24 protein-coding genes are annotated in these 25,702 nt (G+C 30.8%); 10 read left to right on the forward strand and 14 right to left on the reverse strand.

Annotated features, from left to right (window positions below):
• Window positions 1-4: 4 nt before the first annotated feature.
• On the reverse strand, window positions 5-694 hold the full coding sequence (locus IM532_RS02215) for an ABC transporter ATP-binding protein (RefSeq protein ID WP_194181812.1): 690 nt from the start codon (window positions 692-694) through the stop codon (window positions 5-7).
• A gap of 105 nt (window positions 695-799) precedes the next feature.
• Window positions 800-3,259 carry a replication restart helicase PriA gene (gene priA / locus IM532_RS02220; RefSeq protein ID WP_194181813.1) on the reverse strand — a complete coding sequence of 820 codons (2,460 nt, stop codon included), beginning with the start codon at window positions 3,257-3,259 and terminating at the stop codon, window positions 800-802.
• A 140-nt stretch (window positions 3,260-3,399) separates the two neighbouring features.
• On the opposite strand from priA, the gene IM532_RS02225 reads away from it, so the two are divergent.
• A complete protein-coding gene (locus IM532_RS02225) occupies window positions 3,400-3,696 on the forward strand; it encodes a cupin domain-containing protein (RefSeq protein WP_194181814.1) in 297 nt (98 codons plus the stop codon).
• A gap of 65 nt (window positions 3,697-3,761) precedes the next feature.
• On the opposite strand, the gene IM532_RS02230 is transcribed toward IM532_RS02225, so the two are convergent.
• Together IM532_RS02230 and IM532_RS02235 are read right to left on the reverse strand one after the other, a co-directional pair.
• A complete protein-coding gene (locus tag IM532_RS02230) occupies window positions 3,762-4,928 on the reverse strand; it encodes a proline dehydrogenase family protein (RefSeq protein ID WP_194181815.1) in 1,167 nt (388 codons plus the stop codon).
• Window positions 4,929-5,082: 154 nt separating this feature from the next.
• A complete protein-coding gene (locus IM532_RS02235; protein WP_194181816.1) occupies window positions 5,083-5,334 on the reverse strand; it encodes a type B 50S ribosomal protein L31 in 252 nt (83 codons plus the stop codon).
• Window positions 5,335-5,727: 393 nt separating this feature from the next.
• On the opposite strand from IM532_RS02235, the gene IM532_RS02240 reads away from it, so the two are divergent.
• Entirely contained in the window at window positions 5,728-7,098 is a 1,371-nt protein-coding gene (locus IM532_RS02240) for a hypothetical protein (protein ID WP_194181817.1), read from the forward strand.
• Window positions 7,099-7,154: 56 nt separating this feature from the next.
• Here the strand turns inward: IM532_RS02240 and IM532_RS02245 are convergent, their stop codons facing one another.
• Complete coding sequence (locus IM532_RS02245; protein ID WP_194181818.1) at window positions 7,155-7,835, reverse strand: metal-dependent hydrolase; 681 nt, start codon at window positions 7,833-7,835, stop codon at window positions 7,155-7,157.
• 15 nt (window positions 7,836-7,850) lie between these two features.
• Entirely contained in the window at window positions 7,851-8,777 is a 927-nt protein-coding gene (menA, locus tag IM532_RS02250; protein ID WP_194181819.1) for a 1,4-dihydroxy-2-naphthoate octaprenyltransferase, read from the reverse strand.
• Between the two features lie 81 nt (window positions 8,778-8,858).
• Between menA and IM532_RS02255 the strand changes: the two genes are divergently transcribed.
• Entirely contained in the window at window positions 8,859-9,692 is an 834-nt protein-coding gene (locus tag IM532_RS02255) for a GH25 family lysozyme (RefSeq protein WP_194181820.1), read from the forward strand.
• 397 nt (window positions 9,693-10,089) lie between these two features.
• On the opposite strand, the gene IM532_RS02260 is transcribed toward IM532_RS02255, so the two are convergent.
• The 3 genes from IM532_RS02260 to IM532_RS02270 form a co-directional block, all read right to left on the reverse strand.
• Window positions 10,090-10,929, reverse strand: a complete 840-nt coding sequence (locus tag IM532_RS02260; RefSeq protein ID WP_194181821.1) for a hypothetical protein — start codon at window positions 10,927-10,929, stop codon at window positions 10,090-10,092.
• A 166-nt stretch (window positions 10,930-11,095) separates the two neighbouring features.
• Window positions 11,096-11,761, reverse strand: coding sequence for a hypothetical protein (locus IM532_RS02265; protein ID WP_194181822.1), 666 nt, complete (start codon window positions 11,759-11,761; stop codon window positions 11,096-11,098).
• Between the two features lie 41 nt (window positions 11,762-11,802).
• Window positions 11,803-13,053 (reverse strand): MFS transporter, encoded by a 1,251-nt coding sequence (locus tag IM532_RS02270; RefSeq protein WP_194181823.1) that lies wholly within the window; start codon window positions 13,051-13,053, stop codon window positions 11,803-11,805.
• A gap of 142 nt (window positions 13,054-13,195) precedes the next feature.
• Here IM532_RS02270 and IM532_RS02275 point away from each other — a divergent pair, with 142 nt between their 5' ends.
• Complete coding sequence (locus IM532_RS02275; RefSeq protein WP_194181824.1) at window positions 13,196-13,699, forward strand: GNAT family N-acetyltransferase; 504 nt, start codon at window positions 13,196-13,198, stop codon at window positions 13,697-13,699.
• A gap of 361 nt (window positions 13,700-14,060) precedes the next feature.
• On the opposite strand, the gene IM532_RS02280 is transcribed toward IM532_RS02275, so the two are convergent.
• The 4 genes from IM532_RS02280 to IM532_RS02295 form a co-directional block, all read right to left on the reverse strand.
• Window positions 14,061-14,894: a 1,4-dihydroxy-2-naphthoyl-CoA synthase gene (locus tag IM532_RS02280; protein WP_121935639.1), complete on the reverse strand. Its 834-nt coding sequence runs from the start codon at window positions 14,892-14,894 to the stop codon at window positions 14,061-14,063.
• 54 nt (window positions 14,895-14,948) lie between these two features.
• Window positions 14,949-15,677: a GLPGLI family protein gene (locus IM532_RS02285; RefSeq protein WP_194181825.1), complete on the reverse strand. Its 729-nt coding sequence runs from the start codon at window positions 15,675-15,677 to the stop codon at window positions 14,949-14,951.
• A 119-nt stretch (window positions 15,678-15,796) separates the two neighbouring features.
• A complete protein-coding gene (locus IM532_RS02290; protein ID WP_194181826.1) occupies window positions 15,797-17,842 on the reverse strand; it encodes a M16 family metallopeptidase in 2,046 nt (681 codons plus the stop codon).
• Window positions 17,843-17,867: 25 nt separating this feature from the next.
• Entirely contained in the window at window positions 17,868-19,190 is a 1,323-nt protein-coding gene (locus tag IM532_RS02295; protein WP_194181827.1) for a M16 family metallopeptidase, read from the reverse strand.
• A 215-nt stretch (window positions 19,191-19,405) separates the two neighbouring features.
• On the opposite strand from IM532_RS02295, the gene IM532_RS02300 reads away from it, so the two are divergent.
• The 4 genes from IM532_RS02300 to IM532_RS02315 all read left to right on the forward strand — a co-directional run bounded on the left by IM532_RS02300 (window position 19,406) and on the right by IM532_RS02315 (window position 22,950).
• Window positions 19,406-20,209: a sulfite exporter TauE/SafE family protein gene (locus IM532_RS02300; protein WP_194181828.1), complete on the forward strand. Its 804-nt coding sequence runs from the start codon at window positions 19,406-19,408 to the stop codon at window positions 20,207-20,209.
• 5 nt (window positions 20,210-20,214) lie between these two features.
• A complete protein-coding gene (locus IM532_RS02305; RefSeq protein ID WP_194181829.1) occupies window positions 20,215-20,799 on the forward strand; it encodes a methyltransferase domain-containing protein in 585 nt (194 codons plus the stop codon).
• A gap of 116 nt (window positions 20,800-20,915) precedes the next feature.
• Window positions 20,916-22,352, forward strand: a complete 1,437-nt coding sequence (locus tag IM532_RS02310; RefSeq protein ID WP_194181830.1) for an MBL fold metallo-hydrolase — start codon at window positions 20,916-20,918, stop codon at window positions 22,350-22,352.
• 82 nt (window positions 22,353-22,434) lie between these two features.
• Window positions 22,435-22,950 carry a hypothetical protein gene (locus IM532_RS02315; RefSeq protein ID WP_194181831.1) on the forward strand — a complete coding sequence of 172 codons (516 nt, stop codon included), beginning with the start codon at window positions 22,435-22,437 and terminating at the stop codon, window positions 22,948-22,950.
• An 18-nt stretch (window positions 22,951-22,968) separates the two neighbouring features.
• Here IM532_RS02315 and IM532_RS02320 read toward each other — a convergent pair whose 3' ends face one another.
• Window positions 22,969-24,213: a glycosyltransferase gene (locus tag IM532_RS02320; protein ID WP_194181832.1), complete on the reverse strand. Its 1,245-nt coding sequence runs from the start codon at window positions 24,211-24,213 to the stop codon at window positions 22,969-22,971.
• A gap of 106 nt (window positions 24,214-24,319) precedes the next feature.
• Here IM532_RS02320 and IM532_RS02325 point away from each other — a divergent pair, with 106 nt between their 5' ends.
• Together IM532_RS02325 and IM532_RS02330 are read left to right on the forward strand one after the other, a co-directional pair.
• Window positions 24,320-24,721, forward strand: coding sequence for a hypothetical protein (locus IM532_RS02325; RefSeq protein WP_194181833.1), 402 nt, complete (start codon window positions 24,320-24,322; stop codon window positions 24,719-24,721).
• A gap of 89 nt (window positions 24,722-24,810) precedes the next feature.
• Window positions 24,811-25,662, forward strand: a complete 852-nt coding sequence (locus IM532_RS02330) for a hypothetical protein (RefSeq protein WP_194181834.1) — start codon at window positions 24,811-24,813, stop codon at window positions 25,660-25,662.
• Window positions 25,663-25,702 lie beyond the last annotated feature (40 nt).

Raw genomic sequence — 25,702 nt, forward strand, 5'->3', positions numbered from 1 at the left:
AAGTTTATACGCGTACTTGGTTTACTTTTTCATCACTAATAATCACACCATCCTTTAGTCGCACAATACGTTTACACATTTGTGCAATATCATCCTCATGTGTTACCATAAGAATTGTTTTTCCCTCATCATTAATTTCTTGGATAAGATGCATTACTTCTTGAGATGTTTTGGTATCTAATGCTCCTGTAGGCTCATCTGCTAACAAAAGTTTAGGTCTTGCAGCTAGTGCTCGTGCAATTGCAACACGTTGTTTTTGTCCACCAGACAGTTCATTCGGCATATGATTTGCCCAAGGCTCTAAACCTACACGTTGCAGATATCCCATCGCAAATTTATGACGTTCTGATCTTTTCACTTTTTGATAATATAATGGTAATGCAACGTTTTCTACTACATTTTTAAAATTTATCAAGTTATAGGATTGGAAAATAAATCCTAAAAATTTATTTCTATAATTTGCAGCTTTCGTTTCATTTAATTTTTCAATTCTAAAACCATCTAAATCATAAATACCTGAATCGTGTTCATCCAACATTCCAATAATATTTAACAATGTAGATTTTCCTGATCCAGAAGATCCCATAATGGCAACAAATTCGCCTTCCGCAATCTCTAAATCTATTCCTTTTAGAACGTGAAGGGTATTTTTACCCATTTTATATGACTTATTTAAATTTTTAATTGAAATCATTGAATAATGTCTTTAAGCTAAAGATAGTTTATCAGTCGTAAAAAATAACATTTTGTTACAAGAATCTATAAACATTCCTAATATATACAATTTCCTGTTTTTTTTCTACATTGGATCGACGTCAACATCTATCCGTACTGAACGATATGCAGCAATTGTACACAACCTATCTATTTCTTTTCTAATTAATTGTTTCACTTTCATGGGTGATTGATTAGGCAAAACCTTAATCATTACATCTGTAATATAAAGATTATTTATCCGACCAACAGAAGGCGCTTCTGGACCTAATAAACAACGTGAATCAAAATTTGGTTTTAATAATTTCACTAATTGCTCAGCAGTTTTATCTAACCTTTCCTTATTTTTATGTTTAAATCTTAATTTTATGATACGTGCGAATGGAGGATAATAAAATTCCTTGCGCTCGTATAAAATATCACTCATTGTTTTTTGATAATTGTAAGTAGTTACATTTTGTAAAACTAGATGTTCAGGCTGATAAGATTGAATCAATACTTTTCCTTGATCCTCCCTTCTCCCTGCTCTACCTGAAACTTGTGTCAGTAACTGAAAAGCTTTTTCATGTGCTCTAAAATCCGGAAAATTTAATAACGAATCTGCTCTAATAACACCTACGAAATTAACATTCCCAAAATCAAACCCTTTTGTCAACATCTGAGTTCCGATTAAAATATCTACTTCATGATTTTCAAAATCCTCAATTAGTTTCTCATATGCGAATTTACCTCGCATAGCGTCAACATCCATTCGTCGAATGCGTGCCTCTGGAAATATATCTTGCAATTGATGCTCAATTTGCTCTGTACCTAATCCTTTTGTATTTAATTCTACTGAACCACAACTTACACATCGATTAGGTTTTGCTTGGGCATAGCCACAATAATGACATTTTAATTGATTGGAGAATTTATGATAGGTTAAACTTACATCACAATTAGGACACTCGGGAGTATTCCCACACGAGTTACATTCTAAAATTGGTGCATAACCACGGCGATTTTGAAACAAAATCACTTGTTTCTTCTCTTTCAATTGTTCTATAATTTCGTCGCGCAAAATATGGGAGATATCATGAGTCAATTCTTTCTCTTTTTGAGCTTTCTTTAAATCTACTAATTTTATATCTGGTAGTTTAATATTCCCAAAACGTTCATTCAGTTCTATATAGCCATATTTCCCTTGTCGTGCATTGTAGTAACTTTCTATAGATGGAGTGGCAGAACCTAATAATGTCTTGGCATTCATCATTGAAGAAAGTACCATTGCCATATCCCTACCTTGAAAAAATGGCTTAGTATCAATTTGTTTATATGAAGATTCGTGCTCTTCATCAACGATGACTAATCCTAATGATGTAAATGGCAGAAACAAAGTAGTACGAGGGCCTATTACAATATCAAATTCGACATTTAATGTCTTTTTCCATAACTCAACACGTTCGTTTTGATTAAATTTTGAATGATAGACACCTACTCTTTCGCCAAAATGTTTCTTAATACGATGAACAATTTGCGTAGTAACAGAAATCTCGGGCAACAAATACAACACTTTATTCCCCTTTTTTATTACTTGCTCCATCAATTTAATATATATTTCCGTCTTCCCACTCGATGTTACCCCGTGTAATAAAACAGTTTGTTTAGCAGAAAATTCTGCTTTTATTTTTTCCAGAACTTCTGTTTGTTTTAAGGTAAGTTGGTGTATTTCCTCTTTTTCCGTTTCTGTTTCATCAACTCTAGAAGTTTGATGTTGATATATTTCAACTGCGCCCTTTTCTGCCAAAGTTTTAACAATCGAATTTGTAGTTCCCATTTTGACAAATTCAGAAACTTTTAAAGGTTCATTTGGCTTTTGGGTTTCAATTGTAATTAATTGTAATAATGCTTCTCGTTGTTTTTGTGCACGGTTTAAAGAATCTAGTATTTGAATAAATGCAGCATCATTCCCCTTTATATTGGGATGAATTCGCACATAGTTTTCAATCTTAGGCGTATATTTTTCTTGAATTTTCTCATCCAATTGAATTATTCCTTTATCAATTAGAAGTTTTAAGGTCGGAATAGCAGATTTATCATCTATAATCAATGCAGCTTCTTCTACTGAAATGAGTTGACGTAATTTTAAAGCTTCGTATACCAAAAACTCATTATCATTTAACTCTTCAATTTTCTCATAATTATCTATAATCAACCTTACAAAGGTCTGCGATTCTAATTTTAATGCAGAAGGAAATGCATTTCTAAAAACATCTCCCAAGGAACATACATAATAATTAGCAATCCATTCCCAAAATTTTATTTGAGTTGGAGTTACAATAGCTTCATCATCTAGAAAAGCATAAATGCCTTTTGTTTTATATAATTCTGGTTTATTCTGATGAATAGAATGAATAACGCCTGTGTACAATTTTTGCGTTCCAAATGGGACGGCAACACGTTGGCCAATTTTAATTTGCTGTAAATCAGAATCCGTTAAATGATACGTAAAAGTACCTTCTAAGTTTAGTGGTAATATAATTTCTGCAAAATAACTTGTATTCATTCCTTAAATTTAATAGGCCAATTTAGGAAGATTTTAGAAGAATGTAAATTAAATGATTCATTGAAAAATAATTTTTAAATCATAAATTTAATAGGCATGAATATTGGTTGTAAATTTAAAAGAACCAAAACCACCAATTAATGCTAAATAATATAATTAAACAACTTGACACTTGTAACAAGCCAATACTACACGTTATTTTCAGAAATAACAATACCCGCATTGCAGCATTAGGATTAAGGAAAGGACAAAAATTAATTGATCATCAATTACCAGTTGCCGCAAAAATTATTCTATTAGAGGGAAAAATTGAAATTGATTCTAAAATTGAAATTGTTGTTTTAGAAAAATTTAATGAATATGAAATACCCAAAAAAGTAATTCATCAAGTTCGGACTATTGAAAATGCTCTGGCTTTAATTGTTTTAGATTTTTAAAAAATTATAATTCATAAAAAAGCCCTTCAATTGAAGGGCTTTTTTTATAATATATATAAAGTAAATTATTTATTTCTTCGCTTTAATTCTTTTTCAATCAAACCTAATTCTCTACCAGTTTGTCCTGCAACTGAAGTATTCTCTTGCGCTCTACGAATTAAGTAAGGCATAACTTCTTTGATTGGTCCATAAGGTAAATATTTTGCAATATTAAATCCTAAATGAGCCAAATTAAAAGAAATATTATCACTCATACCAAATAACTGTCCAAACCAAAAATTACGATTTGAAGGTTGAATTCCTTTTTCTTGCATTAATTTAATCAGTAACTCGCAAGAAAATTCGTTATGAGAACCAGCAAATAATCCAAAAATACTGTAATTATCTACTACAAAACGAATTGCAGCATTATAATCTCTATCAGAAGCTTCTTTATTTGGCTGTATAGGAGATGGATATCCATCGGCTTGTGCACGAGCACGCTCTTTTTCCATGTAAGCACCACGAACAATTTTATACCCTAAATAATATCCTTCATTAGAAGCTTTAGCATACATTTTTTTAAGATAAGCTAAGCGATCATGTCGATACATTTGCAATGTATTCCAAATTAATGGACGATGCACATTATATTTCACCATCATTTCATCTGTTAACTCATCCGCTGCATCTTGCATCCAAGATTCTTCTGCATCTACCATAATATTAACATCTGCATCAAACCCCGCCTTACATACTACATCAAAACGATGACGAACATTTGCCCATCGATTTTGTTCATCAGCAGTAAGTTCTAGGTTCTTACCAACCTTTTCAAACAATTCAATTCGCCCAAAAGCTGTAGGTTTAAAAACAACAAAAGGAACTTCAGGATTATCTTTTGCAAGATCAACTAAATGTAACATCACATCCTTTACATGGTCGAACTCAGATTCTTCTGTTTGCCCTTCCACAGAATAATCTAATATTGAACTTACACCATATTTATAAAGATCTTTGGCGACTTTTACAGCTTCTTCTGCAGTTTCTCCACCAACAAACTGTTTATAGATTGTTTCTCGAATTGCAGGTTTAACCAAAGGTAAATGTGTAGCAAAAGGTAATTTGAAGAATAATGTACCTAAATTAGTTAATGCAGGATTTCCGATTAACTTAAATAAGTAATTTGCCTTTTTTAATTCAGCATCTGATTTAGAGCTAAATGCATGTTCTGTATTGTCAAATAAAGACATTGATAGTTTGTTTATAATAATTTATATTAAACAAATGTAACTAGAATGAAATTATTAAGCAATAAAAAAACCTACAAGAAACTTGTAGGTTTTTTCTATTTTAATATAACAATAATAATTAATTAAGCAAAATTGCCTAATTCTTAATCTATTATTAGTTAGCTCTTTTTGCGTATTTGCTTTTGAATTTATCGATACGTCCTGCAGTATCAATTAATTTTTGTTTTCCTGTGTAGAAAGGGTGAGAAGAAGAAGAGATCTCCATTTTGATTAATGGGTATTCAACTCCGTCAATTTCAATATTGTCTTTTGTATCAGCACATGATTTAGTGATGAATACTTCCTCGTTAGACATATCTTTAAATGCTACTAAACGATAATTTGTTGGGTGGATATCTTTTTTCATTTTAAAAATCTTCTTTCTAAACTTAATCGGGCGCAAAGATAAAATTAAAATTGATTCAAACAATAATTATTTTGAAAATTATTTATTGTAAAAATTGAAACCTTAACTTTTTGCTTTAATAAGACAATATTCCGAGTGTAATGGACTTCTTAGAATCATGAATTATTGACTAAGCTTTTTGTTAATTATTTTACTTGTGCAAATATATATAATCTGCTTTCATTTTACAAATGTTTCAAAAAAATATGGTTAAATATTATTGTAAACCACTATAAACATGAGAATTAAGAACTTCATTTTTAAAAAAATTACATTCAATAAATTAGAAAGAATCTAAAGCTAACAATAAATTAATATTTTAGTAGTTTAAAATAGAGAAGAAACAACTAAAATATGAATATAAAGACACTAGTTGTATGTTTAGGTTTAGGAACATTGATTGGTTTTCAATCATGTCGAGAAGATTTCGATTATGATCCTATTTCATCTGACTTACGATTTAATACAGATACTATTTCGGTAGATACGGTATATAATTATTCAAAATCTGAAACATACGTTTTAAAAATATATAACCCAGATGACAAAGATTTAGTTATCCCACATATTTCTTTGGCTAAAGGGGAAAATTCTTATTTTAACATTAATGTAGACGGACAAGGAGGGTCAGACTTTAGAAATGTTCCGATTCGTAAAAAAGATAGTCTTTTTGTTTTTGTAGAGATGGATGCTAAAGATGCTCCAATAAATCCATTTTATGATGATGAAATTATTATACAAACTACTCAGAACAAACAACATGTCAAACTCCTTTCTTGGGTTGAAAAGGCTAAAATTCATACTACAAATACATCACTTACAACTGCAAATTGGACTTCAGATGAAGCACAAGTAATTGATGGAAATCTAACAATTACATCAAATCTAACGATAGACCAAGGAGCTAAAGTGTACTTTAAACGCGGTAGTAGTTTAACAATTGAGCCTAATGCAACATTAAACATTAATGGAACTTTAGGAAATGAGGTTAAGTTTAGATCTGCTCGTCATGATACTAAATATGATTCTTTACCTAATCAATGGAATAAGATTGAGTTAAAATCTAATAGTAAGTCGCACATCAATTATGCAAAAATTATTGGTGCTGATACTGGAATAGAAATAAATAATGCTGAATTAGATATTTCAAATTCATATATAGTAAATAATCAATCGTACGGAATATTAGCGAAAAATGCAAAAATTACAGGTTATAATGTTTTAATAAACAATGCTAATCTTGCTGCATTTGCAGTAGAAAATGGTGGAGAATACTCTTTTTACCATTCTACGTTTGCTAATTTCTTTAATATGGTAGGGACAGCAGGACCTGCTTATAGTTTATATTTAAGCAATTATTCTAAAGAGACAACGAATCCGCTTGTTAAAGCAACATTTTCTAATTGTATTTTCTATAATCAAAGAACTCCAAATGCTGTAGTTTTAGATAAAAAAGAAGGTTCAATTTTTAATTATGATTTTGATACTAATTTGTTTAAAAATATAGACTTAACTACTCTTAATGTTTTAACAACAAATGGATTCACAAACTCTATCGTTGGTGATCCCTTATTTAGAGATCCTAATTATACAAGTAATAAATTAAGCGTAGAGGAAAATTCTCCTGCATTAAATGCTGGGAAAATTAGTACAGCACAACAATATCCTATAGATTATTATGGGAAACCACGTGGAAGTAATCCTACGCTTGGAGCAATTCAATAAAATAAAAAATCCAGTTAGTATACTAACTGGATTTTTTTATATAAAATAGATTATAATTAGATTGTTAAATCTTCTCCTATTTCCAATAATACAAGTTCTATATTCTTATTAAAGAAGACTGATTTTGCTTCACCTTTATCAATCTTTATAGGTGGAAATGTATCAAAATGGTAACCTAACACTTTAGTAGTTCCTACAAATTCAGCTGCAATAACTGCATCTTTAGCTCCCATAGTAAAATTATCTCCAATTGGTAATACAGCTAAATCAATTTCACCTGCAATCTCTGGGATTAATTTCATTTCATAAGTTAATGCAGTATCTCCAGCAATATAAATGCGTTTTCCATTAGATTCTATAATATAACCGTTAGGATCGCCACCGTATGTACCGTCTGCAAAAGAAGATGAATGAAAAGCTATCGTAGAACGAATTGAACCAAAGTCAAAATCAAATTTACCACCAGTATTCATCCCATGAGAATCATACCCTTTGTTGGCATAATATCCTGCGATTTCTGCATTTGAAATAATCTTTGCTCCCGTTTTTTTAGCTAATTCTTCTACATCATATACATGATCTTGATGTGCATGAGTAATTACAATATAATCAGCCTTTAAATTTTCAAAATCTATAGACTTGGCTAACTCATTGGGTGTAATAAATGGATCTACAACAATAGATTTTCCGTTTGCTTCTATCAATAATGAAGCGTGTCCTAAGTATTGTATTTTCATATTTTTGTATTTTAATTATTTAACTAAAGTATCAATAAACCCAAAACCAATTAAGCCATATCCTAATAAAATTGCAAAAAATAAGGCCATCATTGCTACCGGTTTTAAAAATTTATCATATTCTTTAGGCTCTTTAACTTTAGTAATTTCTCTTCGAATAGAATTGGCAAGAAATATTAATATTAAAAATATAAGAACAGATATTTTACCTTCTTTACCTGGAAGATTTAAAACAAATATAGCTCCGCATATAAAAGGTAAAGTCATTAAAATTAATTGATAAATTTTACTTTTTTCAAAACCAAGTTTAGAAGCAATCGTAATCTTATTATTTTTTACATCATTTTCTACATCGCGCATGTTGTTAAGATTAAGAACAGCCATACTCCAAAATCCCATAGCAGCAGCAGGTAAAACATTTAACCAATTAAAAGATTTAGAATATAAAAATTCGCCACCTAAGACTGCAACCAATCCAAAGAAAATAAAAACAAAAACATCTCCTAATCCCATATATCCATATGGTTTTTTGCCCATTGTGTAGAACATTGCTGCAAGTATAGAAGCTATACCTAACCCTATAAAAATTAATAAATAATTAATGTGATATGGAACAAATGAAACATATAATAATGCAGCAATACAAACCAAAGATATTAAGACCATTATACTAATAGCCGTTTTCATTTCTTTTCTTGTGATTAAACCTGATGCAACAGCGCGTTGCTCTCCTACTCTATTATCGTCTGTTCCTTTAACAGCATCACCATAATCATTCGCAAAGTTTGATAAGATTTGAAAAGCTAACGTTGTTAACAAGGATAAAACAAATATGTCAGTTTGGTAAAAACCTTCATATTTAGCAATAAAACCTGCAAGTAATAAACCACTTAAAGATAGTGGTAGTGTTCGCAATCGTGCGGCAAGAATCCATTTTTTCATAAAAACAAAGATAATTAAGAATTCGTTTTTAGCGTAAATCTTTTCGTAGTATTATTGTAATTATAAATACATCTTTTATATATGGCCAAGAAAAAGACAACTTCAAAAACAGAACGTAAAATTCCCTACCAACTTATCATTTTTGGTGTAATTACTGTATTTTTAGTTGCATTTACCATACACTATCGTCATGGAATTAATTATTGGATTAAAACGGCTTCACGAAAATTAAAAGGTGAAGATATAAATACAAGTAGCACGTTAACAAAATATGATTTACGAAACATTGAGTTAATGGATCGCTACTATCTTAAAACATTTGGCTTAGACGTTTCTCAATACCAAGGAGATATAGATTGGACAAAAATGAATATGGTGTATGATATTTATCCCATCAATTTCGTCTTTATACGTTCTACTATGGGAGGATTTAATAGAGACAAAAAATTTAATGAAAATTGGATGGGTGCAAAACAAAACAATTTCATTCGTGGAGCCTATCATTTTTATCGCCCAGATGAGAATTCGACTGCACAGGCACAAAACTTTATTCAGCAGGTGAAATTAGAAACAGGCGACTTACCTCCTGTTTTGGATATTGAAACAATGCCACGTACCCAATCAATGGAACGCCTAATTGAAGGTTTAAAAAATTGGTGTACCCTTATTGAAGAACATTATGGAATTAAACCTATCATCTATACTTCTGATAAATATTATGAAAATTTCTTAAAAGCACATTTTGAAGGATATATAATTTGGATAGCAAATTACAATTTTTTTGTAGAGAATATGAAACCACATTGGCAATTTTGGCAGTTTACGGAAAAAGGACAAATTAAAGGAACTAAATATAACGTAGACGTTAACATCTACGACGGAACTGTAGATGGATTAAAAAACTTGACGTTGTAATTTAACTTACTCAAAATCATTTATAATTTATCCTCTAAATGCATTAACCATTAAAATAAAAACAATCAAAAATGGTAAAAGCGCTAAAAAGCTATACGTAATTTTTACTTTTAGCTTTGCTTTTGAAACAAATGCGATAAAGATTGAATTGAGTAAGCCGATTATAATACTCAAAACTAATCCTGATAAATAGAACATTTTTCCCGTTGTATATATCCATCTTAAATTTGAAAAACGAAAACCCTCTACCAGAAAATTCACCATAATTGCTCCTACAAAAAGTATAATTAAAGCAAAGGTTATTCTTTTAAACCAAATTTATATTGAATTATTCATACTGTATAGTTTATTATTAATCTAGTCAAAAAAAGCGAATCATAAGATTCGCTTTTAATTTTTATCTTGTTAAATCAATTTCGTTATTTTCATAAAAATACAGAATATCAAATTCGTTATGTCTTGATAAGACACCATCATAATAACTTTTTTCAATCACATGTCTATAGTTATTTACTGAAAGTGAACGATCAAAAAATCGATCCAACAAATACAATTGTTTAAATGGATTCTTCGAATTATCATAATTCTTTAAAATCTTCACTTGTTTAGTTTTAAATCGATCAAAATCATAATTTGTATTTAAATTGGCATCTAGGACGACATTTTGAGAAATAATACTATCCAAATTATTTTTGGCATTAAAATAATAAATGGATTCAATTCCATAATCTGAATAATTATTATTAGAAGAATCTGTCCAATAAATTATTTTTTTGCTTAATCTATCGTTTTGATAAAAATACTTTGTACGAGTATCTAAGCCTTCTATTTTACTAATATGATATTCTTTGGAAGAAATTATTTTATTGTTTTCTACTACAAATTCAGCTCTAAAATTACTAACATAAGAATCTATTGTATTCTTTTTAAGTCTCAAAACTTTATTACCATTGTACTGATATTCCTCGTATCGAGTTGAGTCAAATACTGAAGAAATCCTATGTCCACTAGGTAGAGATACAAAATCACCTAAAACTTGAATTGGTAAATTATTTTCAGAATATTTAATTTTAATAAGTCCATAATCCATTGGCCATATATTAGCTTCCGATAAAAATCTATAATTAAATGAATCCGGCAGAATTAATAAATTTTCATCAGAATTAAAATCGTCATCATTATTATCTGTACACGATAAAAGTAAAAATGGCAATAAAAAGCAAAAGAGTTTTTTCATAGATTTATTTTGGCGAAAATAAAGATTTTTATTTAAAAACGTCATAATTCAATACATCTAATCAGTTTATTTAAAACAAACATTTCTGTGTAATTTATTATTAGCGTTACGAATTGTTTACATTTTATATAAAAAAAACGAATCCTAAGATTCGCTTTCAACTTATTTATTGTTCTTGTTTAATTAAATCAAACATATATCTTAATCCGATTCCAAAACCCATTCCTTGATTCCCAAATGATCCATAACTGGTATTCATTTTAGAAATACTTGCATCACCGTGAAAATCTACAACAGCAAGCAATTTATTTTGAATTAACACACGTTCTACGCCTAGATGATAAAGAAAATTAACTTCGTTCTCACGTACAACAATTGGCTCTTTTAAATCAGGAAAAGCGATCATTGGATCTAATTCTCCAGTATAAAAGTTTTTAGAATCTAGTTTATTATAACCAATTCCGACACCCATTGTAATAATCCATTTAGGTGAAATTTCTCTCGCAGCACCAATGATTAATCCAACGCCATTCGCATCAATTTTGTATTCACTAGAAGAATATCGTTCACTTACCGAACCACGCTGTTGATTATTATAAAATGCTGTTAAACGAACATTCATATTATCACTCGGTTTTTTAAAATTGTATACTGCTTGTACACCATATTCTACATTCCAAGTTGCATCTCCGATAACAGCACGTTTTTGATCCGATTTACGATCCACAATATTATTTGAACGATAACCAATAGTTGGCCCAAATTCTATAGTTTGAGCAAATGAAAGAACGCCTAAAGATAATGCGGCAATAGATAGTATTTTTTTAGTCATTTTTAATTTTTGGTTGAAAATCAAACAAAACTATTAAAAAACTACTTTAATTCAACAATTCTAATTTGCTTAATTAAAATTGCAATTACAATTACTGTAATAATCGTCATTGATCCTCCAAAAATAATTGCAGGAACTAATCCTAAAAATGTAGCTGCAATTCCACTTTCTAATGCGCCTAATTCGTTGGATGAACTGACGAAAATTGAATTTACCGAGGAAACCCGACCTTTTAAATTCTCAGGTGTTTTGATTTGTAAAATACTTTGACGAATCACCATCGAAACCGCATCGAATGCACCGGCTAACATTAAGATAGCAAAACATAGATATACATTTCGCGTCAAACCGAAGGCAATAATACAAATGCCAAATAAGGCTACTGCACCTAATAATTTTGGTCCTACATTTCCTTTTAATAACATTGGAATAGAGGATAAAAAGAACATCATAATTAATGAACCTATTCCGTGAGCCGAACGTAAAAACCCGAACGTTTCTGGCCCTTCTTTTAATACTTTCTCTACGAATGCAGGTAATAATGATTCTGCTCCCCCAAAGAATACTGCAAACATATCTAAACTTAAGACGGCTAAAATAATCGGCGTTGCCCAAATGAATTTCAACCCTTCTTTGATGCGTTGCATGGCTGATTCTGTGGATTCTGATTCCGATTTATCAGGTGGTTTTGGCGAAATTAATAAAATCATCACCATCGAAATACACATAATGATAAAAGCTGTAACTAATGCCGATTCGATTCCAAATTGTGCCAACAATAATCCTCCTGCTAAAGGTCCTAATACCGATCCAATCATAAAAGCAGAAGACGATAATGGAATTGCTTTCGTGTAATTTTCTTTTCGAACAACTAAGGCTAACAATGCGAAAAGCGATGGTCCACTGAAGGCTCGCGTTAATCCTAAAATAAAAAAGGCTAAATAACACACACCTAAATAAACCGGAATTCCGATTTGATTACGAATGGATTCTAAGTTAACAAACATCAACACAAAAGACGTGATCATGTAACATCCAATGCAAATCAATAATATTTTTCGTTTGTCTAATTTATCGACCAATTGACCTGCATAAAAAGCGGTTAATAGAATTGGTGCAAACTCGAATAATCCGATTAACCCTAAATAAATCTCTTTTTGTGTGACTTTGAAAATCTCATAGGCAACGGAAGTACTTTGGATAAACAAAGCAAAAATCAACGAGAAACGTAAAAAGATAAACGGTATAAATTCTTTGTTCTTCCAAACGGATGGAACTTGATTGGAATCCATAAATGTATTTTTATATAAATGTAATTTTATCGGCTGAATTGAAAAAATTATTTAAGATGTAATATTGATTTGAATCGCTTTAAAACATTTCTAAACTCGAAATTATTCTACATTTGTTCTCTAATTTAAAACAACTTCGGAAATGAATGAATTGATGTATCGTGATGCTGAAATAAAAGATTTGGAACGAATTGTAGACATTTATAATTCGACGATCGCTTCGCGTCTTGTCACTGCTGATACCGAACCCGTAAGTGTAGAAGATCGTTTACCTTGGTTTCACTCCCACAATTCGGATAAAAGACCACTTTGGGTGATTGAGAATGAAGAAAACGAAATTATCGGTTGGGTAAGTTTACAATCCTTTTATGGTCGTCCGGCCTATGATGGAACGGTAGAAATTAGTATTTATATGGACGAAAACCAACGTGGAAAAGGTTTAGGAAAACAAATTTTAACTGATTGTATCGAGAAATCAAAAGCTTTAGGCGTGAAAACGCTATTAGGATTTATTTTCGCTCATAACGTGCCGAGCATCAAATTATTCCAACGTTTAGGATTTGAAGAATGGGCTTTGTTTCCAAATATCGCTGAGATGGACGAAAAAGAATTTAGTTTGAAAATTTTAGGAAAACGTATTCAGTAAAGGGCTTAAAATTTTCGATAAATTAAGCATAATATCTTTTATCTGTAATCTTTTCTATACCGTTTACTAATCACTTTATTATATTAAACATAATATAGTAATGTCACAATGATCAATACAGAAACTAATATTATCATAGCTATTTTTTCTCTTTTATTCGAATCCGGAAATTTATAGATGGCAGCTGCGATTACAAAAACCGTTAGTAATATTCGATATAATTCTTTAAGCTCCATTTGTATAAAAACTTCAATTAATTTTTTAATATAACTAAATATTAATTAAAACACCGAAATTTAGTCATATTAAATGAAAAAGCGAAACCTCATCGGTTTCGCTTTTCATTATATTATTTATCTGATTAACGGAATTTAGAAAAATCTCTTGGACGTTTTTCTAAAAATGCATTACGACCTTCTACCGCTTCTTCCGTTCCGTAAGCGAAACGAGTTGTTTCTCCTGCGAAAATTTGTTGACCTACTAAACCATCATCTACTAAGTTGAAAGCATATTTCAACATTTTAATTGCCGTTGGAGATTTTGTTAAGATTTCTTGTGCCCAATCAAAAGCCACTTGCTCTAATTCGTCGTGTGGAACCACTAAGTTCACCATTCCCATATCGTAGGCTTCTTGTGCCGAATAATTTAAGCCTAAGAAGAAAATCTCACGTGCACGTTTTTGACCGACTTGTTTTGCTAAATAAGCAGAACCATAACCTCCATCAAACGAAGCAACATCAGCATCCGTTTGTTTAAAGATTCCGTGTTCTTTAGAAGCTAACGTCATATCACAAACTACGTGTAATGAATGACCACCTCCAACAGCCCAACCATTTACAACCGCAACAACAACCTTAGTTGAGAAACGAATTAAACGCTGAACTTCTAATATATTTAAACGACCTACACCGTCTTGTCCTTCGTATCCTTTAGCACCACGAACGCGTTGATCTCCACCAGAACAAAATGCCCAACCACCGTCTTTTGGTGATGGTCCTTCTCCAGTTAATAAGATTACACCAACTTCGCGATCCTCTTCTGCTAATTGAAAAGCATCTAATAATTCGAAAACAGTTTTTGGACGGAAAGCATTTCTCACTTCCGGACGGTTGAAAGCAATACGCATTACGCCATCACATTTCTTAAATGTAATGTCTTCGTATTCTTTTACAGTTTGCCAGTTTATTGTAGCCATTATTATTTTAAATTTTCTCAAAAATAAGATTAATTCAATTTTAAAAAGAATTTTTTAGCTTTTTAAATCCATTTTTACACCTCTACTTTCTTTGATTTGATCCAATTGATCATCCGTCATTTTTATATACGCTTCTTTCGTGATTCGATTTTTTCCTTTAAAAGGTTGAATAGCTGACACTTTTTTCGTTTCAATGGTTTGAAGAATCAAATCATTTCCTCCGTTAAAATTGACCTTTACAATTAATCCTTTTAATCCCATCAATCCAAATGGCGCAACATCTTGCGGATAAGAGTCGTCTATCCAAATAGTCGTCGTATAAATTTTATCTTTTGTTAAACCTTTCTCTTTGCGTTTGGTAATATATTTTTTGGTTTGATAACCGTTAATATTTTCTGATTCATTCGTATCAATCCAGTGTAAATCATCAAAATTTGAAGTGACGATGTATTCTTTATTCAAAATTTCGATTTTATTTTCAATTAATTTTTGATCATAATCATAAAAGTATTCCCCCAATGTTTTTGCAGATAATTCTAATAGATCAATTTGAGCCGTCTGAGCATTATTAATTTTAAATATGGGATAAAAAAAAGCTTTATTGTTATTTATTTGATACATATAATCAATAGGATTAGAAGTGGACTTAAATAAATCTGCGACAGGTCCAGATTGAATTTTCATTTCTGCATTAGTCATTGGAGTGAATTGATACGTAAACGTATTTTGTGCCAAAAGAAGGTTTGAAATTAGAATTATAAAAGTGAAAGTAATTTGTTTCATTTGTTTCATTTGTTTGATTTATACAACATTTATAACGAAAAAATTAAATAAATCGTATAAAAAAAGGCACCTCAACCGAAGTCGAAGTACCTTTTCTATAGTTAAAAAAGAATGTATTCTTATTTGAAATCTGCGTCAGAAACGTTTTTATTGATCTGAGCATCAGAAATTGTTATTTTCATCGCTTGTCCCATTGCTTCAGAAGTAAACTCAACTGGAACTTGAACACCGTCAAAAACTTTATAAGCTTGGTAAGTTATTGTAGACGCCATTTCTCCTTGAGGAGTTTTCATGGTTTGTTCCGTTTTATATAATAAACCTGTCGCTACATCATAATAATCCACGCGATTAATCGAAGAAATTACAACTTTATATAATTCTTTGCCTTCTTCTTTCACAATTCCTTCTACTTTCGCTGATTGATATGCAGAAGATAATGGTGCAAATAAAGCATTGATTTCTTTTAAAGGAGCCGTTAATTCTTCAGGTAAATCCATTTTTTGACCCGCTTGATTTAAAACACCTTTTGTTCCATCAAATGTTTGTTTGATACTCATTCCTCCAAAACTAATCGTTTGAGCAGTTTTATTAGGTGTAGCCGTTTTTAATTCAAAATCACCTGCCATTCCCATTGCTTCAATTTTTCCTTTCTGAACAATTGTTTTTACCGATTTCGCTTTATCTGCTCCACCAATCGCTTTAAAAAAGTTTTCAGAAATTTGAGCGACAGTTACATCTGTCTGTTTTGCTGATGGTGCTGGTTTAGCAATTTGATTTCCATATTTATCGTAATAATTAACTGGGTAACCTAATGCTTCTAAACCTTCTGCAATTTGTTCCGTTTTACCTGTTACGATAATGCGCGCTTGGTCTGGACGGAAATATTTTTTAGAAACTCTTAAGACATCATCTACAGTTACTGCATTAATATTTTTGATGTAGTTCGTGTAAAATGAAGGATCTAATTGGTTAGTTTTAATGGTTAATGCTTGGTTGGCAACGGTCTGAGGACGTTCTAAAGTCAAAATAAAATTTCCTAAGAATTTAGCTTTTACTTCTTCCAATTGTTTGGCATCGATTTTCTCTAACGTCATCGATTTTACCTCTTTCAACGTTTCTTTCACCGCACCATCCGTTACATCATTACGAACAGTAGCATTTGTGGTAAATGTACCTATGTAACGAGAATCAGAAACTCCACCACGTGCACCATACGTCCAACCGTTGGCTTCACGTAAGTTCATGTTCAATTTCGAATTGAAATCTCCTCCTAAAATAGAAGATGCCACTTGAACCGCGTAATAATCTGGATCGTTTTTCGTTAATTGAACAGGATATCCTAAACCAACAACAGATTGTACTGCATTTGGCATATCAATGATATCCACCTCTGTTTTCTTTACTTCAGCCACTTGTGGTAAAACAGGAATATTTAAATCTCCTTTTTTCCAGTTTTTGAATAATTTGTTAGATAATTTTTTTACTTCTTTGGTCGTGATATCACCAACAACAATTAAGTAAGCATTATTCGGCTTGTAGTATTTATTGTAATATTCTTGAACATCTGCCAAAGTAATTGCTTCAATTTTTTCTTGTGTATCATATTCTGCAAATGGATGATTTTTCCCATAAATTAAAATATCTCGTACACGAGCAGCAGCTGTTTCAACCGATTTTTCGTCCGATTTTAAACCTTCGATATAACGTGCTTTTACCGCTTCAAATTCTGCTTGTGTAAAGTTTGGATTTAGCGCTCCATCTGCCATAAAACCAAAAACTTCATTAAAATATTTCTTTAATGAACTTGCAGAACCACCACTTTCCCAAAGGCTAACATTTGCACCTAAAAATTCAATTCTTTCATTGAATTCTTCTTTCGAAATGTTCTTTGTTCCCGTTCCTAACATTTCGCTTAATAACGATTCAGTACCTTTTTTAACACCTAAAGCGAATGGTGGATTATCAATCGTTAATGTTGCAGAAACACGCGGTAATTTGTGATTTTCAACAACAATAACTGTTAAACCATTTTTTAATTTAAATTCATTTGGTTTTCCAATGTTAATCGTCGGTGCTGGACCTGGTTTTGGCATTGGAATGATTTCTTGAGCTTGTAATGAAATTGCAAAAAATGCAAAAGCAAGTGTTAATATTTTCGTTTTCATAATTCTAAATTCAGTTGTTTAATCCTTATTTCGCGTCCTTTGCAGATTCTGGTAAATAATTGATAATAGTACGTTGGTTTGCATTCAGATATTTTTGTGCAGCTTTACGAATATCTTCACGCGTTACAGAACGATAAATATCTAATTCTTCATTAATAATGTTTGTGTTACCACGTAACATGTATGCATCTGCTAATGCATGGGCAATATTCTGAATTCCTGATTTAGATGAAACAAAATTATTTTCTATACCATTTAAGATTTTTTGGTAATCTTTCTCTGAAATTAAATCTGTTTGAACAGCTTTAATATCTTTTGCCAATTCTTGTTCTAAATATTCGAAAGAAACTTCACCTTGTGGTAAAATTCCGATCGTGTAAATTCCATAATCTTCCATTTGACGATTGAATGCAAAAATTTGGAATGCTTCTTTGCGCTCATCTACATATTTCTTGTATAATACCGAGCTTTTACCTCCAGATAAATAATCCGATAACATCTGTAATGCAGCTGCATCCTTTACTTTGTTTCCTGGAGTACGATAGTTAATCGCTAATAATGGGATTTGAATATTGGCATCGTATTCCGTTGCGCGAACTTCTTGTGTTTGTTCCGCTTCTTTTGGGAAAGATTTTACGATATCATTTCCTCGTTTAATTTTACCGAAATACTTTTCAACCAATTGCTTCGCATTTTCCTTTTTATAATCTCCTGCAATCACTAATACTGCATTATTCGGCACATAGTATTGTTTGCTAAAGTGTTGGAAATCTTCTAATGTTGCACTACTTAAGTCTTCAAAGGATCCAATGACTGACCACTTGTAAGGGTGATTTTTGAAGACATGTGGATTAACAGCTTCTCCGTAAGAAAATTTACCATAAGGTTGATTATCTAAACGTGAACGCTTTTCTTCTTTTACAACTTCTTTCTGTGTGTCTACTCCAATTTGGTTGATAATAGGTTGGTGTAAACGATCAGATTCCATCCATAAACCTAATTCTAAGTTGTTTGATGGAAATGTTTCGTAGTAGTATGTTCTATCTGTAGTTGTATTGGCATTATTTGATCCTCCATGAGAAGAAACGATTTTAAACCACTCTCCTCTTTGAATGTTCGTTGTTCCTTCAAATAATAAGTGTTCAAAAAAGTGAGCAAATCCTGTTTTCCCTATTTGTTCATCTTTCGACCCTACGTGGTACATCACACCAGTTGTCACTACCGGAGCTGAATTATCTTGATGTAAAATAACATGTAAACCATTTGGAAGCTTATATTCTTCAAATTCTATTTTTTGTCCAAATACCAGTCCACCGGCGAACATTAAAGACAGTAGTAATTTTTTCATTGGTAACTAATTTCTAATTATAGTGTATTTAAATTATTAGTTGTAGCTAAGTAATAAATGTTACAAAAGTTTTGACTTTTTTTCAATAACTATGCATTAAATTATAAACTCTATTACTTTAATGGATATTATTTGCAATAAAATAGCGCAAATTTTATTAATAATTAAATATTAATTTTTCATTATTGCCTATAGATTTGTATAAATTGATTTTCATGCAATTGATTGAGATTTTTGGATATATCGGAGCATTTTTTATTGGACTAATAATGGGTGTACTTGGTGGAGGCGGTTCTATTTTAGCAGTGCCTATTTTAGCTTATATTTTTCATTTTGATGAAAAAGTTGCTACAGCTTATTCCCTTTTTATAGTTGGATCTACGGGTCTAATTGGTGGTGTAAGACAAGCAATTAATAAAATGGTAGATTGGAAGGCTGCTTTTATATTTGGGGTACCTGCAGTAGTTGGTATAACTTTAACTCGTGCATTTATTGTTCCTGCTTTACCCGATACCCTTTTTGAAATTTATTCTTTCGAATTTACTCGCCGAATGGGAATGTTTGGCTTATTTGCTGCATTAATGATTTTGGCTGCAGTTTCTATGCTTTCAAAAGATAAAATTAGAAAGCAGAAAAAACATACCACTACATTTCATCCCTTAATATTATCAGAAGGTTTCTTTATTGGTGCATTAACAGGCTTAGTAGGTGCAGGTGGTGGTTTCCTAATTGTACCTGCTCTTATGGTTATTGCTCAACTAGAAATGAAGAAAGCTTCTGCAACTTCCTTAGTGATAATTGCATTAAATTCTTTAACTGGATTTTTCTTAGGTGATGCTTCTAAAATAGATATTAATTGGAATTTTTTAGGTGTATTTGTAAGTATTGCAATGGTCGGAATTATTATTGGAACAATTATTAACAGTTATTTACCTGTTAAATTACTTAAAAAAACATTTGCGTATTTTATAATTGCAATGGCTATCTTTATTTTTATTGAAGAATTTATAATCGGATAATTATTATGTGTTTTAATGTGTCTTTTTGGAATGAAAAATATGAGAATAACCAAACGGGTTGGGATTTAAAATCTCCCTCTATTCCTTTGAAAAAATATATTGATCAATTAACAAATAAAAATATTCATATCTTAATTCCAGGTTGTGGAAATGCCTATGAAGCAGAATATTTAATCGAAAATGGATTTACAAATATTACATTAATTGATATTTCTGACGTTTTAGTCAATAAATTGCAAAAAAAATTCAGAAACAATTCTGCAATTCAAATCATTAATCAAGATTTTTTTATTTTAAATGGAAAATTTGATCTGATTTTAGAACAAACATTTTTCTGCGCATTACACCCTGATTTAAGGCCTGATTATGTCGAAAAAATGCATCAATTATTGGTTCCTCAAGGCAAATTAGTTGGATTATTATTCAACCATAATTTTATGTCTCCTGGACCTCCATTTGGTGGATCTAAAGAAGATTATATGGAATTATTTCAATCCAAATTTGAATTTAAAACTCTTGATATTTGTTATAATTCAATTCCACCAAGAGCCGGGAACGAATTATTTATACAATTCATCCCCAAGAAATAAGTTATTTATTTTCAATAAGAATAGATAAAATTTATTACTACATCTTATTGTTTTTCAAATTATACTACAATTAGCACACTATAAATTTGTAATTTTACACTCATAAATTTACGATAATGAAAGTCGAACAAATATATACAGGATGTTTAGCTCAAGGAGCATATTATATTGAAAGTAACGGAGAGGTTGCAATCATTGATCCCTTGAGAGAAACACAATCTTATGTAGATCAAGCCGAGAAAGATGGTGCGAAAATTAAATATATTTTCGAAACACATTTTCATGCTGATTTCGTTTCAGGGCACATTGATTTAGCTCAAAAAACAGGAGCTACTATTATCTATGGTCCTACGGCTAATCCATCATTTGATGCACATATCGCAACAGATCAAGAAGTTTTCCAATTAGGAAATATTACGATTACAGCTTTACACACGCCTGGTCATACGATGGAATCTACCACTTACTTGTTAAAAGATGAAAATGGTGTAGATAAAATGATCTTTACAGGAGATACATTGTTTATTGGCGATGTAGGTCGTCCAGACTTAGCACAAAAATTAGATACAGATCTTACACAAGAGAAATTAGCAGGTTATTTATACGATTCTTTACGCGAAAAGATTATGCCTTTAGCTAATGACGTTATTGTCTATCCAGCACATGGTGCAGGCTCTGCTTGTGGTAAAAATATGAGTAAGGAAACTTTTGATACCTTAGGTCATCAAAAAGAAGTAAATTATGCGTTAAATCCTTCATTAACAAAAGAAGAATTTGTGAATGAATTAATTTCAGGATTAATGCCTCCTCCTTTCTACTTTCCAGAAAATGTCATGTTAAACAAAGGTGGATATGAATCATTAGAAATAGTTAAAGAAAGAGGTTCTCGTGCTTTAACACCTGATGAGTTTATACAAGTAGCAGAAGAAACCAACGCATTAATTTTAGATGTTCGTGATCCACAGATATTTGCTGCCGGATTTATACCAGGAGCAATTAATATTGGTATTAAAGGTCAATTTGCTCCTTGGGTAGGAACTTTAATTACAGATATTAAACAACCGATTTTAATCGTTGCAGAAGAAGGTATAGAACAAGAAGCCATTACTCGTTTAGCAAGAGTTGGTTATGATAATACTATTGGTTTTTTGAAAGGTGGAATTGAAGCTTGGATTGAAGCAAGAAAAGATGTAGATGAAATTGTTTCTGTTTCACCAGAAGAGTTTGTTGAATTAGCTGAAGAAACAGAATTAAACATCTTAGATGTTCGTAAACCAGGAGAATTTGCAGGCTCTCACGTAGAAGGTGCAATTACTGCTCCATTAGATTTTATCAACGAATCAATGAAATTAATTGATCCAGAAGAAACATACTTAGTACATTGTGCTGGTGGATACCGTTCTATGATTTTTACTTCAATTTTACGAGCTCGTGGATATGAAAATTTAATTGACGTTGCCGGAGGTTTTGGAAAAATAAAAGAAGTAGATGGTGTAAAACTCGTAGATGGAACAACTCCTTGTTCTTCTAAAGAAAATTCATGCTCAATTTAATTTAAATAAAATATCAGAATACATTAATAGGCATCTCTTTGAGATGCTTATTTTTTTATACTTTAGCTTGAAATAATTTAAAATGAAAAAATTACTTCTTACACTATCTATCGCAATTTCATTTACAACTTTTTCTTTTGCTCAAAGTACTATTTTGGGGGCAGAAACTTTTTCCATTAATCTTCCAAATGGTTATACTAGAACTGTTGGGACCAATGACTTAGCCTCTGTACAATGGGAAAATTCTGAAAAAGAAACATATGGTTATATTATTTTTGAAAATTTAGATGAACTTGATTTAGTCGAGTTTGACCGTGACATTAATAAATATGCTGATTTATCTGTAAATGACTTTAGTGATTTAAATAAATATAAATTAATTGAGACAAAAAAGTTTAAAACCAAGTCTGGAAAAGAGACTGTTCAGAAACAGATATCATATTACAACGATGAACTAGATGCAACAATCCAATTACAAATAAATATTTTTATGACTAAAAATTTTATTTATAAAATGATTAGTTTTGGAGAAAAAGAAATCTTAAAAAAATCAGACAAAGATCTTGATTACATTGTAAATAATATTCAATTACCATAATCTGAAAAAACAAAAACCTTACGAAATCGTAAGGTTTTTGTTTTTCTGCTCAATCCAAAGTGACATGTATTTTGTACTTTGGTTGGTATGGTGCTGCAATATTTGTCCGTAAAAATTTTGTTGTCTGTGTAAATCCAAATATTTTTTAATTGCCTCTAAAAATTCAATAAAATCACGTGTAAAATTGACTTTTCCGTAATTTTTATTCAATAGTTCGACTCCATTGTGTTGGCAAAATTCCCAAACAGATTGATTTTTATATAAAGTAATCGCTTTGGCAACAAAATCTTCGTCAGAATCTGAAATTAATCCATTCCAATCTAATCCATTTTGCATCGCTTCTGCTCCTACTTTTGTGGTTACATTCGGTGTGCCTGTAAGCATTGCGTCTACAAACTTACCTTTTACTCCTGCTCCGAACTGTATTGGAGCCAACAATACACGATAATTTGCCATTGTTTCTTGTGCATCTTCTGCGCGACCTTTAATGTAAAATCGTTCTTTCGGATTATTTAATTGCATTACTTTTTGTGTTGGATAAGCGCCATAAATATGCAATTCTGCTTTTGGGAGTTCTTTTCTAATTAGAGGCCAAATTCTTGTTTTCAAAACTTGTACACAATTCCAATTTGGTTCATGAATAAAATTTCCAATGAACATAAAATGAGCTCTTTCTTCAAACGGTTTCCAAGTTTCTATTTGTTGTAGATCAATTTCTTTTTCTAAAAAAGGTAAGTAATACAATAAACTCGGATTGATATTAAATTGTTGAATTAAAAGATCTTTTTCTTCTTTTGAAATTAATAAGGTAATATCTGATCGTAAAATAGATGCAATTTCACGCTTTGCATAATCAGAGAACAACATTTGTTGGTTAAATTCTACGCCTTTTTTAATGGCTTCTTGTCTAGCGTAACGTAAAAAGTGTAAATCTTCGGTATCTAAAATTTTTAATGCATAAGGACATTCCATTGATACCCGCCATCCGTATTGTTCCTCGATCATATAACGGTCAAACATCACCACTTCAGGGTTTAATTCTTGGATGAAGGTATTAAAGCTTTCATCATTTAATTGTATATGAACCTCATTAATTCCTATATCCAATAAAGGAAAACTAAATTCTGATTTAGTCGCTGCACACGCAAATGTAATGGCATAATCTTGCTCTTTGAACAAATTAATTAATTGTATCATTCGTGTACCCGCCGCAGACGATGATGGTTCTGGCCAGACTAAACCTATAATTAGCATTTTCTTCATGCCGCAAAATTACGATTTATGTTGCTTTATTTTTAATAATCCTGATCGAAGATAACTTATCGTGGATTTTAATTTAACTTTGTGCTTTAATTTTTATATCAAGTAAATGTCATATCAAACAGAATTTGAAGAATTCTACGAAGAAGTAAAATCAAGTATACAAAAAGGAACTTTTGCCAAACTTACAATGGCTAAAACTATTGGAGATACTGATTTAAAAAATATTTTTGTTCGCTTAAGACTTTTAGAAGACAATACGTACGATTTTGCTTTCAATTTTCGTTACAAAACTGAAGAAGTAGAACGCTTTCATAGCATCGAACAAACTTTTTTGATATTGAGTTCATACATCAAAAATCCTTTTCAAACTGCTTTATTATTCACAACTGAAAAAGATTTAATATTTAAAGTCAATAAAAAGAATGTGGCTAGTTTAACTGAGCAATTACCAACTTTTAAACATGCTTCTGATGTAATGTTAGAGATGGTTGAGAAAAAAATTGTTTAAATCAATTATAACTTCTTCATCAAATATGCGATATAATATTTCGTGAAGCTTACTATTTTAAAGTTTTAAGAATTGGATTATCTTTAAATATGAAAAAATTATATACGCTATTAGCCATTACATTATTTACCACTCATACTATTGCACAGATAAGCAAATCAGGAGATAATATTATGGTTTCGCCCAAATTTACAACTGATCAAACATATCATTACGAGATGGTATTAAAAAAAATTGTACAAGATGGTGAACAAACTAATATTGTTGTTGAAAATACATTTCCTGTTGAACTTACATTATACGGGGAAGGGGAAGGATTTAATTTATTTGAATGGAAAAGTGCTCCTATGTTATTTTTTAGAAATAACGAAGATGGAAGTAATTATACATTCCCCAATCAACCAATCAGTATAAAATACCGTACAGATGAAAATTATATTTTGGGCGAGGTAAGTAATTATGATGAAGTGATACAGGATTATTCTACAGCTTATCAACAATTATATAATGATTCTGTAACTAATTATGAAGATCTAGCATCAAAATCAGCATTATATTTTGTACAAATGTTTCACATGTTCTTTGGACAAGAATTTAATTCAAAAAATAAAGAACAAATGATGAATTTATTCTTTAATCCGATGCGTAATACTTTTACAGCTGCTGAAGATGAAATTATTTACACTGAAATAGACAAAAAAGCTGGTTTTAGTTTTGTACAAAAATATTCTACTGAAATGGAAGATAATTCTGCTAAGATGATGAATCATAAAACTGTAGACTCTTACAGAAGCCAGCAAAATGGTACAGATTATAGTATGAAAGCTTGGGGAAATCAAACATTTTTGTCTGATGGATTAATTGACGAAATTGTACGTATTGTGGAAGTAAAACAAAACGGAAAAGTGATTCAATTTATATCTACTTTACAAAAAAAGTAATTTAAACTGATTAAACATTCGGTTAGCTTTATATAAAGTC

Origin of the sequence: Faecalibacter rhinopitheci, assembly GCF_015234135.1 — a bacterium.
Lineage (GTDB): Bacteria > Bacteroidota > Bacteroidia > Flavobacteriales > Weeksellaceae > Empedobacter > Empedobacter rhinopitheci.

Bases quoted from the DNA above. Each gene is read 5' to 3' on its own strand.
- IM532_RS02310 (WP_194181830.1), top strand. From the start codon at position 20,916: ATGAAAGTCGAACAAATATATACAGGATGTTTAGCTCAAGGAGCATAT.
- IM532_RS02240 (WP_194181817.1), top strand. From the start codon at position 5,728: ATGAATATAAAGACACTAGTTGTATGTTTAGGTTTAGGAACATTGATT.
- IM532_RS02225 (WP_194181814.1), top strand. From the start codon at position 3,400: ATGCTAAATAATATAATTAAACAACTTGACACTTGTAACAAGCCAATA.
- IM532_RS02315 (WP_194181831.1), top strand. From the start codon at position 22,435: ATGAAAAAATTACTTCTTACACTATCTATCGCAATTTCATTTACAACT.
- IM532_RS02215 (WP_194181812.1), bottom strand. From the start codon at position 694: ATGATTTCAATTAAAAATTTAAATAAGTCATATAAAATGGGTAAAAAT.
- IM532_RS02290 (WP_194181826.1), bottom strand. From the start codon at position 17,842: ATGAAAACGAAAATATTAACACTTGCTTTTGCATTTTTTGCAATTTCA.
- menA (WP_194181819.1), bottom strand. From the start codon at position 8,777: ATGAAAAAATGGATTCTTGCCGCACGATTGCGAACACTACCACTATCT.
- IM532_RS02265 (WP_194181822.1), bottom strand. From the start codon at position 11,761: ATGACTAAAAAAATACTATCTATTGCCGCATTATCTTTAGGCGTTCTT.
- IM532_RS02245 (WP_194181818.1), bottom strand. From the start codon at position 7,835: ATGAAAATACAATACTTAGGACACGCTTCATTATTGATAGAAGCAAAC.
- IM532_RS02320 (WP_194181832.1), bottom strand. From the start codon at position 24,213: ATGAAGAAAATGCTAATTATAGGTTTAGTCTGGCCAGAACCATCATCG.
- priA (WP_194181813.1), bottom strand. From the start codon at position 3,259: ATGAATACAAGTTATTTTGCAGAAATTATATTACCACTAAACTTAGAA.
- IM532_RS02285 (WP_194181825.1), bottom strand. From the start codon at position 15,677: ATGAAACAAATTACTTTCACTTTTATAATTCTAATTTCAAACCTTCTT.
- IM532_RS02275 (WP_194181824.1), top strand. From the start codon at position 13,196: ATGAATGAATTGATGTATCGTGATGCTGAAATAAAAGATTTGGAACGA.
- IM532_RS02305 (WP_194181829.1), top strand. From the start codon at position 20,215: ATGTGTTTTAATGTGTCTTTTTGGAATGAAAAATATGAGAATAACCAA.
- IM532_RS02280 (WP_121935639.1), bottom strand. From the start codon at position 14,894: ATGGCTACAATAAACTGGCAAACTGTAAAAGAATACGAAGACATTACA.
- IM532_RS02300 (WP_194181828.1), top strand. From the start codon at position 19,406: ATGCAATTGATTGAGATTTTTGGATATATCGGAGCATTTTTTATTGGA.
- IM532_RS02270 (WP_194181823.1), bottom strand. From the start codon at position 13,053: ATGGATTCCAATCAAGTTCCATCCGTTTGGAAGAACAAAGAATTTATA.
- IM532_RS02255 (WP_194181820.1), top strand. From the start codon at position 8,859: ATGGCCAAGAAAAAGACAACTTCAAAAACAGAACGTAAAATTCCCTAC.
- IM532_RS02260 (WP_194181821.1), bottom strand. From the start codon at position 10,929: ATGAAAAAACTCTTTTGCTTTTTATTGCCATTTTTACTTTTATCGTGT.
- IM532_RS02325 (WP_194181833.1), top strand. From the start codon at position 24,320: ATGTCATATCAAACAGAATTTGAAGAATTCTACGAAGAAGTAAAATCA.
- IM532_RS02235 (WP_194181816.1), bottom strand. From the start codon at position 5,334: ATGAAAAAAGATATCCACCCAACAAATTATCGTTTAGTAGCATTTAAA.
- IM532_RS02295 (WP_194181827.1), bottom strand. From the start codon at position 19,190: ATGAAAAAATTACTACTGTCTTTAATGTTCGCCGGTGGACTGGTATTT.
- IM532_RS02230 (WP_194181815.1), bottom strand. From the start codon at position 4,928: ATGTCTTTATTTGACAATACAGAACATGCATTTAGCTCTAAATCAGAT.
- IM532_RS02330 (WP_194181834.1), top strand. From the start codon at position 24,811: ATGAAAAAATTATATACGCTATTAGCCATTACATTATTTACCACTCAT.